This window comes from Tateyamaria armeniaca (genome assembly GCF_045797845.1).
Taxonomy (GTDB): Bacteria; Pseudomonadota; Alphaproteobacteria; order Rhodobacterales; family Rhodobacteraceae; genus Tateyamaria; species Tateyamaria armeniaca.
Window position 1 is genome coordinate 1797946 of record NZ_JBHDIY010000002.1, and the last position, 15468, is coordinate 1813413.

13 protein-coding genes and 3 pseudogenes are annotated in these 15468 nt (G+C 60.5%); 8 read left to right on the forward strand and 8 right to left on the reverse strand.

The genetic code is table 11. The features are described from left to right. The first annotated feature begins 44 nt into the window (after positions 1-44). From crcB to ACERZ8_RS09195, 8 genes and pseudogenes are all read left to right on the forward strand, one after another. Positions 45-425 (forward strand): fluoride efflux transporter CrcB, encoded by a 381-nt coding sequence (crcB, locus tag ACERZ8_RS09160; protein WP_407591902.1) that lies wholly within the window; start codon positions 45-47, stop codon positions 423-425. After that, positions 422-1459 carry an RluA family pseudouridine synthase gene (locus ACERZ8_RS09165; RefSeq protein WP_407591903.1) on the forward strand — a complete coding sequence of 346 codons (1038 nt, stop codon included), beginning with the start codon at positions 422-424 and terminating at the stop codon, positions 1457-1459. Before crcB ends, ACERZ8_RS09165 begins: the two co-directional genes overlap by 4 nt. Further along, the gene (locus tag ACERZ8_RS09170) at positions 1459-2121 is read left to right on the forward strand and encodes an HAD-IA family hydrolase (RefSeq protein ID WP_407591904.1); all 663 of its coding nucleotides are present in this window, start codon (positions 1459-1461) and stop codon (positions 2119-2121) included. The genes ACERZ8_RS09165 and ACERZ8_RS09170 overlap by 1 nt, the downstream gene beginning before the upstream one ends. After that, positions 2114-2827, forward strand: coding sequence for an ATP12 family chaperone protein (locus ACERZ8_RS09175; RefSeq protein WP_407591905.1), 714 nt, complete (start codon positions 2114-2116; stop codon positions 2825-2827). The genes ACERZ8_RS09170 and ACERZ8_RS09175 overlap by 8 nt, the downstream gene beginning before the upstream one ends. A gap of 218 nt (positions 2828-3045) precedes the next feature. Beyond that, positions 3046-4065, forward strand: coding sequence for an amino acid ABC transporter substrate-binding protein (locus ACERZ8_RS09180; protein ID WP_407591906.1), 1020 nt, complete (start codon positions 3046-3048; stop codon positions 4063-4065). Positions 4066-4233: 168 nt separating this feature from the next. Further along, positions 4234-5448 (forward strand): amino acid ABC transporter permease, encoded by a 1215-nt coding sequence (locus ACERZ8_RS09185; RefSeq protein WP_407591907.1) that lies wholly within the window; start codon positions 4234-4236, stop codon positions 5446-5448. Between the two features lie 3 nt (positions 5449-5451). Beyond that, positions 5452-6747: pseudogene (locus tag ACERZ8_RS09190) on the forward strand (amino acid ABC transporter permease). Positions 6748-6762: 15 nt separating this feature from the next. Beyond that, positions 6763-7530, forward strand: a complete 768-nt coding sequence (locus tag ACERZ8_RS09195; protein ID WP_407591908.1) for an amino acid ABC transporter ATP-binding protein — start codon at positions 6763-6765, stop codon at positions 7528-7530. A 23-nt stretch (positions 7531-7553) separates the two neighbouring features. Here the strand turns inward: ACERZ8_RS09195 and ACERZ8_RS09200 are convergent. From ACERZ8_RS09200 to ACERZ8_RS09235, 8 genes and pseudogenes are all read right to left on the reverse strand, one after another. Continuing rightward, positions 7554-8047, reverse strand: a pseudogene (locus tag ACERZ8_RS09200) (SixA phosphatase family protein). Then, positions 8044-8658 carry a ferredoxin gene (locus ACERZ8_RS09205; protein WP_407591909.1) on the reverse strand — a complete coding sequence of 205 codons (615 nt, stop codon included), beginning with the start codon at positions 8656-8658 and terminating at the stop codon, positions 8044-8046. Before ACERZ8_RS09205 ends, ACERZ8_RS09200 begins: the two are co-directional and overlap by 4 nt. Then, entirely contained in the window at positions 8655-9449 is a 795-nt protein-coding gene (locus tag ACERZ8_RS09210) for a sterol desaturase family protein (RefSeq protein ID WP_407591910.1), read from the reverse strand. Before ACERZ8_RS09210 ends, ACERZ8_RS09205 begins: the two co-directional genes overlap by 4 nt. Before the next feature lie 57 nt (positions 9450-9506). Beyond that, positions 9507-10370 carry an acetylglutamate kinase gene (gene argB / locus ACERZ8_RS09215; RefSeq protein WP_407591911.1) on the reverse strand — a complete coding sequence of 288 codons (864 nt, stop codon included), beginning with the start codon at positions 10368-10370 and terminating at the stop codon, positions 9507-9509. A gap of 87 nt (positions 10371-10457) precedes the next feature. After that, on the reverse strand, positions 10458-11111 hold the full coding sequence (yihA, locus tag ACERZ8_RS09220; protein WP_407591912.1) for a ribosome biogenesis GTP-binding protein YihA/YsxC: 654 nt from the start codon (positions 11109-11111) through the stop codon (positions 10458-10460). Then, on the reverse strand, positions 11108-11851 hold the full coding sequence (locus ACERZ8_RS09225) for an MOSC domain-containing protein (protein ID WP_407591913.1): 744 nt from the start codon (positions 11849-11851) through the stop codon (positions 11108-11110). Before ACERZ8_RS09225 ends, yihA begins: the two co-directional genes overlap by 4 nt. Then, the gene (yidC, locus tag ACERZ8_RS09230; protein WP_407591914.1) at positions 11848-13704 is read right to left on the reverse strand and encodes a membrane protein insertase YidC; all 1857 of its coding nucleotides are present in this window, start codon (positions 13702-13704) and stop codon (positions 11848-11850) included. The genes ACERZ8_RS09225 and yidC overlap by 4 nt, the downstream gene beginning before the upstream one ends. Before the next feature lie 222 nt (positions 13705-13926). Then, positions 13927-15422 (reverse strand): annotated as a pseudogene (locus ACERZ8_RS09235) (EAL domain-containing protein). Positions 15423-15468: the final 46 nt, after the last annotated feature.

Below are 15468 nucleotides of genomic sequence, written 5' to 3' on the forward strand. Positions count from 1 at the left end.
GGCACGACCTTGACTCTGGCGCGTGAAGCGGTGACAGACCGCGCATGTTTACAACCCTTTCTCTTGTGGCCCTTGGCGGGGCGATTGGCGCGTCTTTGCGCTGGCTGACGGGCGTGGCGATGCTGCGCGCGCTTGGGCCAACCGAATTCCCGCTGGCCATCATCACCGTCAACGTGGTCGGGTCGTTCCTGATGGGCGTGTTTGTTGTGGCGGCCGCACAAAAGGGGCTGACGCATCTGTCGCCCTTCGTGATGACCGGGCTGCTGGGTGGTTTCACCACGTTTTCAGCCTTCAGCCTTGAGACCATCAACCTGATCGAGCGCGGGGATATGGGGCAGGCCGGTCTCTACATCGCTGTGTCGGTCGGCCTGTCGGTCGGTGCGCTGGCCTTGGGCCTGATCCTTGCGCGGGGGCTGTTTGCATGAGCGGCGTTCAGACCATCACCGTGGGTGAGGACGAGGGCGACCAACGCCTTGATCGCTTCCTCAAGCGCCGCTTTCCACAATTGTCGCAAGGCATGGTGGAAAAGATGTGCCGCAAGGGCGAATGCCGTGTCGATGGGGGTCGGGTCAAATCCAACACCCGCGTGGAAGAGGGGCAAAGCGTGCGCGTACCGCCCATCCCCGACAGCAAGGCACCGCCGGTCGTGCGCACGGGTGTGTCCGAGGCCGATACCAAGCTGATCCAGTCCTGCGTCATTTATCGTGACGATCATGTGATCGCGATCAACAAACCTGCGGGCCTGCCGACCCAAGGGGGGTCGGGTCAGACGCGGCATGTGGATGGCATGGCCGAGGCGCTGATGTTCGGCTTTGAAGACAAGCCGCGCCTTGTTCATCGGCTGGATAAGGACACATCGGGTGTGCTGTTGCTGGCGCGCACGCGGCTGGCGGCCAAGGCGCTGACGGCAGCGATGCGGCATCGCGAAACGCGCAAGATCTACTGGGCGCTCGTGGCGGGTGTGCCGACACCCTATCTGGGCGAGATCAAATACGGACTGGTCAAGGCCGGTGGTCGTGGCAAGGGCGGCGAGGGCGAAAAGATGATCGCCGTCCACCCGCGCGACGTCGAAAGCACGCCCGGCGCCAAACGGGCCAGTACCCTTTATGCGACGCTGTACCGTGTCGCATCGCGTGCGGCATGGGTTGCGATGGAACCGATCACGGGCCGCACCCACCAGTTGCGCGCGCATATGGCCGAGATTGGCCATCCGATCATCGGGGACGGCAAATATGGCGGGTCGGGGCAGGAAAACCTTGGCGATGGCTGGGGGGCGCAACTGGGCGGAATCATCTCGAAAAAGCTGCACCTGCATGCGCGCATGATGCGGTTTGAGCACCCCCACACCCGCAAGCCGGTCACGATCACTGCCCCGATGCCCGATCATATGGCGGCCAGCTGGGACACCTTTGGCTGGACCGAGGATCTGGCAGCAGAAGACCCGTTCGAGGACATCTGATGCGGCTCGTGATCTTTGATGTGGATGGCACACTGGTGGACAGTCAGGGCGACATCGTGGCCAGCATGACGGCGGCGTTTGAGGATTCACAGCTGCCTTTACCACCGCGTGCAAAAATCCTGAGCATTGTCGGCCTGTCGCTGGATGTGGCCATGGCCGAACTGGCACCCAAAGGCGATACTGGCCGGATGGTGCGCACCTACAAGGCTGCTTATGCCCACCTGCGCGCCACCAAGGGCGCGGCGTCATCACCTTTGTATCCCGGCGCGCGTGAGACGCTGGATCACTATGCGGGCCGGTCGGATGTATTGCTGGGCGTGGCAACGGGCAAATCCAAGCGGGGTCTCGACAGTCTGATCGAGGCGCACGGGCTTGAGGGCATGTTCGTCACGCGGCAAGTCGCAGACTTTCACCCCTCCAAACCGCACCCCTCCATGATCGAGGCGGCGCTGGAGGAGGCCGGTGTTGCGCCAAGCAATGCGGTTATGATTGGTGACACGCGTTTTGATATGGAAATGGCGGTCAATGCGGGCATTGCCGCCGTGGGCGTGACATGGGGCTATCACCCGGCAGCAGAGCTTGGCGCGGCGCACTGCGTCGTTGACGACTTTGCCGCCCTGACGGGCGCAGTGGATACGCTTTGGGGGCGTGCACATGAGTGAGTGGAAGCAAAAACGGTTCTGGACAAGTGTCGCAAGCAAGGAAGGGGTCGATGGCTGGACCATCGAACTGGATGGGCGTCCGGTCAAGACACCGGCCAAGGCGGCACTTTTGTTGCCTACATCGGTGATGGCAGACGCAGTCGCACGTGAATGGGACGCGCAGGACGGTGTGATTGATCCGCTGTCGATGCCGTTTACCCGGTCGGCCAATGCAGCGATCGACAAGGTTGCAGGCCAGCACAGCGAAGTGGCGGACATGCTGGCGGCGTATGGGGACGCAGATCTGTTATGCTACCGCGCGGACGCGCCCGACGAACTGGTGCAGCGGCAAAGCGAGACGTGGGATCCCTACCTTGATTGGGCGGCCGACACGTTGGGCGCGCGGCTGCATCCAAGAACCGGGGTGATCCACGAATCACAGGACGGGGAGGCGCTGCAACGGCTGTCGGAACAGGTACACGCCCTTGATGCATTCGCGTTGGCGGCCTTTCACGATCTTGTCAGCTTGTCGGGATCGCTGGTCCTGGGTTTCGCCGCCGCTCAAGACCTGAACCCCGTGCCCAGCATTTGGGCAGCCAGCCGCGTCGACGAAACGTGGCAGGAAGAGCAGTGGGGCGCGGATGAAGAAGCCCAAAGCGTTGCAGAAATCAAAAAAACCTCTTTTTTCCACGCAAAATCATTCTTTGACGCGTCGCGGAGCGCCTAGGTTACCGTTTGCGATAACGCTCCATTCCTCTGCTCAGGAATTCATCAAATCGCATCGCATTTGGTGATGCTACCCTTGACGTTTTGGCATGAATCCGACCAAACTGCGGCCCACTAGGTGGGGATGAACCCCTCTGGGATCGCGTCCGGCGTGCGCGAACACTCTGTCACGTCGGACGAACCGCCAAAACATGGCGGAAAATCAGGAAGAGGTAAGTAATGAAAAAATCCGTATTCTTGGGCGCGCTCACCGTCGCCGGCGTTGCTGCTGGTGTCGCTGCTGCTGGCACGCTCGATGACGTGAAGGCACGTGGTACTCTGAACTGCGGCGTAACAACTGGTCTGGTCGGCTTTGCGGCGCCAGATGCAAACGGCGAATGGAACGGCTTTGACGTCGCTGTCTGCCGTGCGGTTGCCGCAGCGGTTCTGGGTGACGCAACTGCCGTCGAATTTGTTCCGACAACAGGCAAGACACGCTTTACAGCGCTTGCGTCGGGCGAAATCGACATGCTGGCGCGTAACACCACTTGGACGTTCAGCCGTGACGTGGACCTCAAGTTCACTTTCGTCGGCGTGAACTACTATGACGGCCAAGGCTTCATGGTTCCAAAAGAGCTGGGCGTGTCCTCGGCCAAGGAACTGGACGGCGCAACTGTCTGCATCCAGACCGGTACAACAACCGAGCTGAACCTCGCGGACTTCTTCCGCGCCAACAGCATCAGCTATGAGCCCGTGCCAATCGAAACCAACGCTGAAGCACAGCAGCAGTACCTTGCCGGTGCCTGCGACGTGTACACCACAGATGCCTCGGGTCTGGCCGCAACACGCGCCACATTCGAAGCCCCCGGTGATCACGTGCTTCTGCCCGAAATCATCTCCAAAGAGCCACTTGGCCCCCTTGTCCGTCACGGTGACGACGAATGGGCAGACGTGGTACGCTGGACGCTGAACGCACTGATCACAGCCGAAGAGCTGGGCGTGACCTCGGCGAACCTCGGTGATATGGCAGCGGCAGCTGGCGGCAACCCGGAAATCAACCGTCTGCTGGGCACAGAAGACACTTTGGGTGAAATGCTGGGTCTGGACGCCGACTGGGCGGCCAATGCGATTGCAGCCTCCGGCAACTACGGCGAAATCTTTGAAGGCAACATCGGTGAATCCACTCCGATCGGTCTGGCCCGCGGCCTGAACGCTCAGTGGACTGACGGCGGCCTGATCTACTCGCCTCCGTTCCGCTAAACACACTAGCCAAGGGGCGCAGGGTCAAACCTGCGCCCCTTGCGCATCAGGGCAATAGATCGCTGAAAACAGCGGCAGCAGACGCCTTATTCCTAGCCAGACTTTAACAGCCCGGTCCCGCGCCATAAGCGCGAAAAAACCAAAGACCGGCACACGGGGACCATCCAAATGACGACGATCACTGACCCTCCTCAGGGCGCTTTCCGTCTGTCGATGTTGATCAACGACACACGGTATCGATCCTATACATTCCAGTTTATAGCGTTGATCGCGCTGATCACGGCCTTTGCCTATCTTGGGTCCAACCTGATAAGCAACCTTGCTGCCGCGGGTCTGAACATCTCGTACAAATTCCTTGGCTCCTCTGCCGGATATGACATCAACCAGACGCTGGTTGAGTATACCAGCCAGTCCACCAATGCCCGGGCGGCCCTTGTCGGCATCCTGAACACATTGCTTGTGGCCTTTCTGGCCTGTGTCACGGCGACGATCCTGGGTGTCATCGCGGGGGTCCTGCGCCTGTCCAACAACTGGTTGGTCAGCAAGCTGATGTCCTTTTACGTCGAAATCTTTCGCAATATCCCGGTGCTGATCTGGATCATCATCATCTTCACGATCATGATCGCCGTCCTGCCCGGTCCGCGTGCCTTTCGCGGTGACGAGCCCGAGGCCAGCATGTTCCTAAACTCCATCGCATTCACCAATCGCGGCGTCTACATTCCGGCGCCGGTCTGGGGTGCCGGATCGATGGTGGTGGTGGCCACGTTCATCCTGTCGGTGATCGGTGTCTTTGCCTATCGCCGCTATGCGACCAAACTGCTTTACGACACAGGCAAGCTGCTGCCGATGGGCTGGCCGAGCGTGGCCATCCTATTCGTGCCGACGCTGCTGATCTATTTCGTCATGGGGATGCCCATTGGTCTGGAATATCCAGAACTCAAGGGCTTCAACTTTGCCGGCGGGATCAAGGTCGGTGGACCGCTGATCGCGCTGTGGTTTGCGCTGTCCATCTATACCGGCGCTTTCATTGCTGAAAACGTGCGTGCGGGCATTCAGGCCATTTCCAAGGGCCAGACCGAAGCCGCAGGGGCGCTGGGTTTGCGGTCGGGTCGGATCATGAACCTTGTGGTTCTGCCGCAGGCGCTGCGGGTCATCATCCCGCCGCTGATCTCGCAATACCTCAACATCACCAAGAACTCGTCGCTGGCGATTGCGGTCGGCTATGCCGACATCACGGCGACGCTGGGCGGGATCACCCTGAACCAGACGGGGCGCGCCATCGAATGCGTTTTGCTGCTGATGCTGTTCTATCTGACGATCTCGCTCGCCATTTCGGCGATCATGAACGTCTACAACAATTCCGTTAAGCTGAAGGAGCGCTGAGCCATGTCGGACACACATGCACATTCCGTCGCCTTCGTGCGCACCGAACCGGTTCCGCCCGCGCCGCCCCCTTCACAACGTCGGGGCCGGTCAAATGGGCAAAGGACAACCTGTTCTCGACCCCGGCCTACAGCCTGCTGACTGTGGTTGCGCTGTATTTCATCTACCTGATCCTCTCCAGCACATTGCCTTGGATTTTCAACGGGGTCTGGACGACGTCCAGCCTTGCTGAATGCCGCGAGGTGCTGAACGGTGTGTCGGGCGGGTGCTTTGCCGTTCTGACAGAACGGTGGAACCAGTTGTTGTTCGGTTTCACCTACCCAAGCGAGCTTTACTGGCGGCCCTCTCTTGCCTTCGTACTTTTGTTCGCAGCGGCGGCACCTGTGCTGTTTTACAAGCTGCCGCGTCAGTTGCTGATCATCACGGGGCTGTTTCCGTTCGTGGCCTATTACCTGATCTGGGGTGGCACCATCATGACCCCGATCGTGGCCCTTCTGGGCTTTATCGTGGGCTACTTTGTCTACGCGCGGTTCGTGACCAACAGCTTTGCCGCTGGCTTTTTCGGCGGGATCGTTGCGGCCATTCTGGTCTGGTATATCGGTGGATCATTCATCCCGGACGGCGCGGCCGAAAATGCGTGGATGACACCTGTTGCCAGCCGCGATTTGGGTGGCTTCATGCTCAACATGATGCTGGGGGTCACCTGCGTGTCGCTGTCGCTGCCGCTGGGGATCGCGCTGGCGCTTGGCCGTCAGTCGAATATGCCGCTGATCAAATGGATTTGCGTTGTCTTCATCGAGTTCATTCGCGGCGTTCCGCTGATCACGCTGCTGTTCGTGGCCTCTGTCATGCTGGCGTATTTCTTCCCGCCTGAATCGTCGACAGACCTGTTCCTGCGGGTTGTGATCATGATCACGATGTTCTCGGCGGCCTATATCGCCGAGGTGATCCGGGGGCTTGCCGCCCTGCCACGTGGGCAATACGAGGCGGCGGATCTCGCTGGGGCTGGATTATGCGCAGGCCATGCGTCTGATCATTTTGCCCCAAGCGCTCAAGATCTCGATCCCCGGTATCGTCAACATCGCTGTGGGCCTGTTCAAGGACACCACGCTGGTGTCGGTGATTTCGATGTTCGACATCCTTGGCATGATCCGGGGCCCCATCCTCGCTTCGACCGAATGGAACGGGGTCTATTGGGAACTGCTGGGCTTTGCCGCGCTTCTCTTCTTTGTCGTGTGTTACGGCATCTCACAATACTCGCAGTGGCTCGAACGCCAGCTCGCGACCGATCACCGCTGATAAGGAGTGGCTGACATGAACACACAAGTTGCACAGAACATCTCGACCGAAGTCGCGATTTCCATCGAGAACATGAACAAGTGGTACGGCACCTTCCACGTGCTGCGCGACATCGACCTGACGGTGTATCAGGGCGAGCGGATCGTGATTGCGGGCCCTTCCGGGTCCGGCAAATCCACGCTGATCCGCTGCATCAACGCGCTTGAGGAACACCAGCAGGGCAGCATCACCGTGGACGGCACGCTGCTGTCCTCGGACCTCAAGAACATCGACAAGATCCGCTCAGAGGTTGGCATGTGCTTTCAGCACTTCAACCTGTTCCCGCATCTATCGATCCTTGAAAACTGCACGTTGGCCCCGATCTGGGTGCGCAAGACACCCAAGAAGGAAGCCGAGGAGATCGCGATGCATTTCCTTGAAAAGGTGAAGATCCCCGATCAGGCCGACAAGTATCCCGGCCAGTTGTCCGGTGGTCAGCAGCAGCGTGTGGCCATTGCGCGGTCGTTGTGCATGCGTCCGCGCATTATGCTGTTTGACGAACCCACCTCGGCCCTCGATCCCGAGATGATCAAGGAGGTGCTCGACACCATGGTCGAGCTGGCCGAAGAAGGCATGACCATGCTGTGCGTCACGCACGAGATGGGCTTTGCCCGTCAGGTGGCCAACCGCGTGATCTTTATGGACGAAGGTCAGATTGTTGAGCAGAACGAGCCTGAAGAGTTCTTCAACAACCCGAAATCCCCGCGCACGCAGTTGTTCCTGAGCCAGATCCTGGGCCACTAAGGGCGGTGGGGTGAAACCCCACCCTACATCATCACTTCGCGTGGTATCGCGAAATCAATCGGCTGGCCTTCGCGCCAGCCGATGTCGTTCCAGCCCTGCACATCAAAGGTGATCACCGCCGTCGCCCCGGTCGGATAGTCGGCAAAGCGGGGATGAGGCGGGGGCGATCGACCAGACGATCGGCGAAATCGGCAATGCCGGGGTTGTGGCCCAGCATCAGCACGCAAGGCGCTGTCTGGTTGCGCAGCACGTCCATCATCACTTCGGGGCCTGCATGGTACAGCGTGCGTGTGTAGGACACAGGCACGTCAAGCCCGAGACCCGTAAAGGTCTGACCTGTGCGCGTGCTGCTTGAACTGACCGCCACATCCGGCACGTGGCCGCGTGCACGCAGCCAGTTGCCCATCGCCGCAGCCGAAGCGCGCCCCCGGTCATTCAACGGGCGATCATGGTCGGCAAGGTTCGGGTTGTCCCATGCCGATTTGGCGTGGCGCATCAGGATCAGTGTCAGGGTCATCCGACAAAGGCTTTCATGTGAAACGCGCTTTGGGCCGGTGGCCGGGCAAAGCGCTGGCTGACAGGGCAGGCGCGACGCACGAGGCACCCCCCACTCATGCAATCCGCCCCCGCGGGCGTATCCAGATATGCCTTACAGGCGGGCACATCATAGGGAGCTGCAGCGCTGAGCGCACCCACGGGGCAGGCCGAGACGCAGGGGCGGTCCGGACAATCCTCGCATGGGCTTTGCTGTGTTTCGACAAGTTGCAAAGGCCCGGCCAGAGTCAGCGCGCCCCGGATCGAGATCATCAATCCGGCAGTGTCGTGAATCATCATGCCGGTCGGGCTTTGCCAGAACCGCCCCGTCGCCAGCGCCCATGCGATGAACGGGGCGTAAGGTGGGCCATCTGACGGAAACGTGGCCTTTGCACCGATCTGATCAGCCAATGCGCCGATGATACGTTTTGACCACCGGTCAACAGGGTCCTTGGCGCGATCATTGTATTCCGCGCTGTCCCTGAACACATCCCACCACCCGGCATCCGTGCCGATCAGAACCCTCGTTTCGTCATGTCCCATGACCATCAACCCATGGGGCGCCACTGCGTCGGCGATCTGTTGCAGGTTCATTTCCTCGCAAACGGCAGGCTGAGGGACCAGCCCAGACGGGCAGGGCGGTCATCCTGCCATTCCAGACCGACGGTCATCTCGTCATGGCCCCCACGCGGCTGGGCGATGTAGGTCCCGAACAGCTGATCCCAGATGGACAGGGCAAAGCCGTAGTTGCTGTCATGCTCATCCCGATGCACCGAATGGTGCACGCGGTGCATGTCCGGGGTCACCAGCACCCGGCGCAGGATCGCATCAAGCCAGAGCGGCAGGCGGATGTTGGCATGGTTGAACATGGCCGTGCCGTTCAGCATGATTTCAAACAGGATCACGGCGATGGCGGCGGGACCAAGCAGATAGACCACCCCGATCTTGAGGATCATCGAAAAGGCGATTTCGACCGGGTGAAAGCGGATAGCGGTGGTCACATCCATGTCCACATCGGCGTGATGTACGCGGTGCAGACGCCACAGCAGCGGCACTTTGTGGGTAATGAGGTGCTGCGCCCAGATCACGAAATCAAGGATCAGGATGGCCGCAATGACCTCGATCCAGCCGGGCAGCATCAGCGCATTGAACAACCCCCAGCCCTGGGCCTGCGCATCGACCGCCGCCCCTACCGCCAGCAGCGGCAGCGCGATGGCCATGAGGCGCAGCATGACCGTGTTCGCGATGGTGATCCCCCAATTCGTCACCCAGCGTTGGCTGCGCTTTTGGCTGCGCGCGCGGCGCGGGGCCAGCGTTTCGGCGGCGGCCAGCACGCTGAACAGACCCAGAAAGATGATCAGGCGTATCGTTGCTTCGTGTTCCATGAAGCGAATGTATCCCGTGTGGAGGCAGGCGCAATGTGGCCGATAGACACGTTTGCTTTACCGTGGACGAATGATTGATCCGGCACCGTGGTTGGTAAAAAGTTCGAGCAAACAGGCATTTGGCGCACGCCCGTCGAGTATGACAACAGCGCGGACACCGCTGGCAATGGCATCAAGCGCGGTTTCCGTCTTGGGGATCATGCCACCTGCGATCACGCCTTCTTCGGTCAGGGCGCGTATCTGGTCGGCAGTAATGTCTGTCACGACCTCTCCGGCAGCATTCTTGACGCCGGGCACATCTGTCAGCAGCAACAAACGATCCGCCTTGAGCGCGCCCGCGATGGCACCGGCGGCCGTGTCGCCGTTGATGTTGAACGTCTCGCCGTCGCGGCCTGCGCCCAGGGGCGCGATCACGGGGATCATGGATTTCTCAAAAAGAGTGCGCAGGATCGACGGGTCCATTTGCGACGGCGTGCCGACCAGCCCAAGGTCCGGGTCGGTCTGATCGCAGATCATCAGGTTCGCATCCTTGCCCGACAACCCCACGGCGCGCCCACCTGCGCGGTTGATTGCCTGCACGATGCGCTTGTTCACGACACCCGACAGCACCATTTCAACCACGTTCATAGTGGCCGCGTCCGTCACACGCTTGCCATTCAGGAACTGTGACTGGATGTCGAGCCGCGCCAGCATGTCGTTGATCATGGGGCCGCCGCCATGCACAACGACCGGGTTCACCCCGACCTGACGCATTAGGACCACATCGCTGGCAAAGCTTTCCATGGCCTCATCGCTGCCCATGGCGTGCCCGCCCAGCTTGATAACAACCGTCGCCCCGGAATAGCGCTGCAGATATGGCAGCGCTTGGCTGAGGGTGCGTGCTGTGGCGATCCAATCACGATTCATGTCTTGCGTTTTCATCTTTGGGTCACGAGTTGCGGGTCACGCTTTTCTTGCCCGACCTTGCCGCGGGGGCCAACATTTTTTCCGCCCGGCCGCGCGCGCTTGTCACTCAAGCGTGGCGATAATGGCGCGCAACGTGGGGATTCCGTCGCCCTTTTCGCTTGAGGTCAGCACGATCTCGGGGAAGGCGGCGGGGTGTCGGGACAGGGCGGTGCGGGTCTGATCGAGCACGCGCTCGCGGTCGGCAGCCTTGACCTTGTCGGCCTTGGTCAGAACGCATTGAAAGGTGACGGCCGCACTGTCGAGCAGCGACATGATTTCCTCATCCACCTTTTTGACACCATGACGGGCATCGACCAGCACAAAGGCGCGGCGCAGGGTTTGGCGCCCTGACAAATACTGTTTCAGCAGTTTTTGCCATTGTTCGACGACGGGCAGAGGCGCATTGGCATAGCCATAACCGGGCAAGTCGACCAGATAATGGCTATCGGCTGCGGTGAAATAGTTGATCTCTTGCGTGCGCCCGGGCGTGTTCGAGGCGCGTGCCAACCCCTTGCGCCCGGTCAGTGCGTTGATCAGCGTGGATTTGCCCACGTTGGAACGCCCGGCAAAGCACACTTCGAGCCGGTCCGCCGGGGGCAGGCCGGACATCGCGACGACGCCCTTGACGAACTCCGTCTCGCCCGCAAACAACAACCGCCCGCGTTCTTCGGTCTGCGGGTCCGGGGTTTCGGCGATGGGGAAGGGCAGTTGCGTCACAGCGGCTCCACCTTGTCGCCGGTGCGAATGGTACCGCCTTCGATAACCTCGGCCCGCACGGAAAAGTCCTGGTGGCCGAAAGCGTCCAGCGCCTTGAGTGTGTCGGCATCCCGGCGGCCCGTGTGAGGGTTTGCAGTTGTGGCAAGGCAGCGGTCGGTCCGCTCGCGCGGGCGCAGGATGGCATCGCCGATGCGAACATCGCGGCCCATCCAGTCAAATTCGACCCAGGGCACATCACTGTCAAACCAGATGTTTCCGCGCCAACGATGGATCGACAGCGCGGTGTCCAGTTGGGTTTCGACCGCGCGATGCGACGCCATGTTGCACAAGGTAACAGAGGCAAAATCGCTGTCCGTATAACCGCGCCCGTCAAGGCGCATCACGTGACTGGGCAGTGCCCGGTTCTGCGGCACCAGGGGGTCCGTCCACGCGATCAGCGCATCAGGATCTGTGTCGGGATTGACGGTCAGATCAGGCCGGTCTGGATGGGATAGCGTGACGGTGCCGTGCGCTTCATCGAGCTGCGCGGTTACTGCCATCAGCGCAGGCGCCTTGGACACGCGGCTGAAGTGATGACAACTGGCCCACACCCCCGGTTCCGCCTTGGCCGCGTCGTGGGCAATGGCCCAGAGGCGATCAAATGGCATCGACTCGCCTGCCACCAGCGTCACCGCGGGCAGTTCCTCGCGGCCATGGCTCTTGATCGGATGTCGCCAGATTGAGGCGACGCGCATGCTCACTTGCCGCCCTTTTTCGTGGGCGCCTTGGTGCTGTTGGCGGCGTCGGTCTTGGCGCTTTTCTTGAAGCTGCCTTTGATGTTGCCAAGCAAGTCCGGCTTGTAACCCTGCGAGCGCATGATCAGGTATTGCTGGGTGAAGGTGATGGTGTTGTTGGCGATCCAGTACACGACCAGCCCGCTGGCAAAACCGCCAAGCATGAACATGAACACCCACGGCATCCACGCAAAGATCATCTGCTGCGTCGGATCGGTGGGGGCCGGGTTCAGCTTTTGTTGCAGCCACATCGAGATGCCCAGAAGGATCGGCAGAATACCGATAAAGATCAGTGCCATGATCGACGTCGGTTCGGGCGCTTCCAGCGGCAACAGACCGAACAGGTTCAGGATCGAGGTCGGGTCAGGGGCGCTGAGATCCTGAAACGGCCCAAACCAGGGGGCGTGGCGCAATTCGATCGTGACAAAGATCACCTTGTAGAGCGAAAAGAAGATCGGAATCTGGAGCAGGATCGGCAGACAGCCCGCCGCCGGGTTCACCTTTTCCTTCTTGTAAAGTTCCATCATGCCTTGCTGGAGCTTTTGCTTGTCGTCGCCCGCGGATTCTTTCAGCTTCTCCATCTGCGGCTGAAGCTCTTTCATCTTGGCCATCGAGACGTAGGATTTGTAGGCCAGCGGGAACAGGATCGCCTTGATGATCAGCGTCAGGCCGATGATCGACCAGCCCATGTTGCCGATCAGAATGTTCAATTCGTGCAGCAGCCAGAAGATCGGTTTTGTCAGGAAAAAGAACCATCCCCAGTCGATGCTGTCGATGAAACCCTCGACGCCGGCATTCTGGTATTCGCGTATCGCTTCCCATTCCTTGGCGCCCGCAAACAGTTGGGTTGTGACGCTTGCCGTTGCGCCGGGCGCAATGTCCTGCGTGGGCAGGCGGGTCACGGCGCGAAACACATCCGAGCGCGGCGCGTAGGTCAGGGCCTGTTCAAAGCTGGGCACGCCTGTCGGGATCAGGATGGATTGCCAGAAGTGGTCTGTGAACCCGATCCAGCCCTCGGTCACATCCGTGGTCACGATCGCGGGGCGGCCCCAGTTCGGATCAACCTCTGCGTCCGGAATGTCGTCCCAGTTCGTTTCTGCCAGTTCGCCGTTGGCCATGGCCACGGCACCTTCGTGCAGGATGAAGAAATTGCGGATGTCGCTTGGAATGCCGTGGCGCGTAATCATGCCGTAAGGCGCGGCGCGCACAGCAGTGGCCGAGGTGTTCGTGACCGACTGCGTCACAGTGAACATATAGTCTTCGTCGACAGCGATTTCGCGCTGGAACACCTGGCCGACGCCATTGTCCCACTCCAGTGTGACCGGGCTTGTTGGCGTCAGGGTGTCGCCTGCGACCAGCTCCCAGATTGTGTTGGGATCGGGCACGGCGCTGGGTTCAAGACCACTTCCCGGGGCCCAGCCGTGCAGCGCATAATATGCACCAGCCGTGCCAACCGGCGACAGCATCGTGACGATGTCGGCACCGGGTTCAAGGCTTTCGCGGTAGTCCTTGAGGCGCAGATCGTCCAGACGTCCGCCAGCTAGCGAGATCGAGCCGCTGATCCGGGCGGTTTCGATCGGCACGCGCGGTGCGTCCGTGGTGGGATCCGCCTCGCTTGCGGTTTGTGCGGCTGGGGCCGCTTCACCGCTGATGGGTGCTGCGGGCACTGCTGCATCGCCTGCGTCAGCGGTGGAGGCCGCGGGCGATGTCGCATCGACGGGCACCTGTGGCTCCGGTGGCGGGAACAGCACAAACCAGACAAGGATCACAATGAAACTGAGCGCTGTTGCAAGAATAAGGTTCTTGTTCTGATCGTCCATCGGGGACTGCCACCTGCTGTCTGAAACGTTGGTCGGGTTCAACAGAGTGCGGACCCAAAGGTCAAGCGGATTCTGCCCCGTTTTGCCAGTGTCTCAGTGGCGCAGGGCGTTGTTTTGATGCTCGTGCTGGGCCTGACCAATGCGAATGCGGGGCCCGGCATAGTGCAGAGCGTGCAAGGGGCGATTACACGCGGACCTCAGCAGGTCGTTTTGGCATTGTGGTCAGTTGGAGCGGCGTATTGGGATGGCCGGGGCGTCCTGCACCTTGGCATCATGCGCGCGGATCCAGTCCAGCGTTTTTTCAAACGGCATGGGGCGTGCGATCCCAAAGCCCTGCACATAGTCACAACCCAACTGGGCCAAAAGTGCATGCTCGCCCACGGTTTCCACACCCTCGGCCAAGGTTTCGATGCCAAGGCGTTCGGCCATTGTGAGCACAGCGCTGATCATCCGCTGTTGTTCAGGATCGCGGTCAGCCTTCATGACAAACGTGCGGTCAATCTTGATACGACCGACCCCAAACCGACGGATCGCCGAAAGTGAGGCGTGACCGGTGCCAAAATCATCAAGGTCGATGCGACATCCAAGTTCAGTCAATGCATTGATATTGCGCGTTATTGTATCATCCAGCGTATCCGTCACCACGGTTTCGAGAATTTCGACGGCCAACCTGTCCGGGGTCAGATCAAACCGGTCCAGTTCCCAACTGATCTTGTCGACAAGGCGCGGATTGTTCAGCTCGGAACCGCTGAAATTCACACCGACCTGTGGCACGCTGACACCGGCGGCATCCCATGCCTTGAGGGCAGTGAACGTGTGGTACAGCATCACTTCGGCCAACCGTTCCAGCAAGCCGGCCTCTTCAATCGCGGGCAGAAATTCGGCAGGAGAGATCGCACCGCGTTCCGTGTGAATCCAGCGCGCCAGGGCTTCGAACCCGGTCACCTTGCCGGTGTCGGTGGAAATCTGTGGCTGAAACCACGGCTGAATCTGTCCCTGTTCCAGTGCCACAACCACTTCGTCACGCAGTGAGGCGCGGTTTTTCAGGCGGGAATGCAGTTCTGTCGAATAGGCGCGCACCGAGGTCGGGCCGCGTTGCTGCGCCTCGTTCAATGCCGCAACAGCGCCATTGATCCAGTCCTGCCCGGTGATGCCGGGGGCGCGCGCCAGCAGGCAGAAACCCACGCTGGCCGACAAATAGACGGTCGTTCCGTCAATCGCGATTGGATCCTCGATGGCCTGTTGGATGCGTCCACTCATCTGTATGCAGCTTTCCAGATCGAGGTGTTTGACAGGCTCCAGACATATGGCAAACCGGCTGTCCCCGATCCTGCTGATGGCGTCCGTGTCGCGTGCGACCGATTGGATGCGCTGCCCGACAGCCTTGAGCACGCGATCAACGCCAGCGGGTTCAAAACGGGATTCCAGAGTCGCGTATTCATCCAGTTCAACGGCGAAAACAGCGCTTGCGCGATCGGTTTCAGCCGTGTCTTCGCGCACCGCCTGCACCCTGTGCCGCAAGTCGTCAGGTGCCAGCAAACCATTGGTCGGCTTTCGTGCGACGCGCCGTCGAACGAGGTTTTCAAGCCCCCGAAAATCATCCAGACAAAGGGAATGAACAGGGCGATGGCGACAAGCATGGCCTCGCCCCCGATCCAGAATCCACCCAGGCACAGGGCGGGGACAAAGGCCAGCATTTGCGGACCGGACAGCGCCATCAATACTCTATCTCGAAACTCGGACACGGAGTTCGGTCGGCGAATG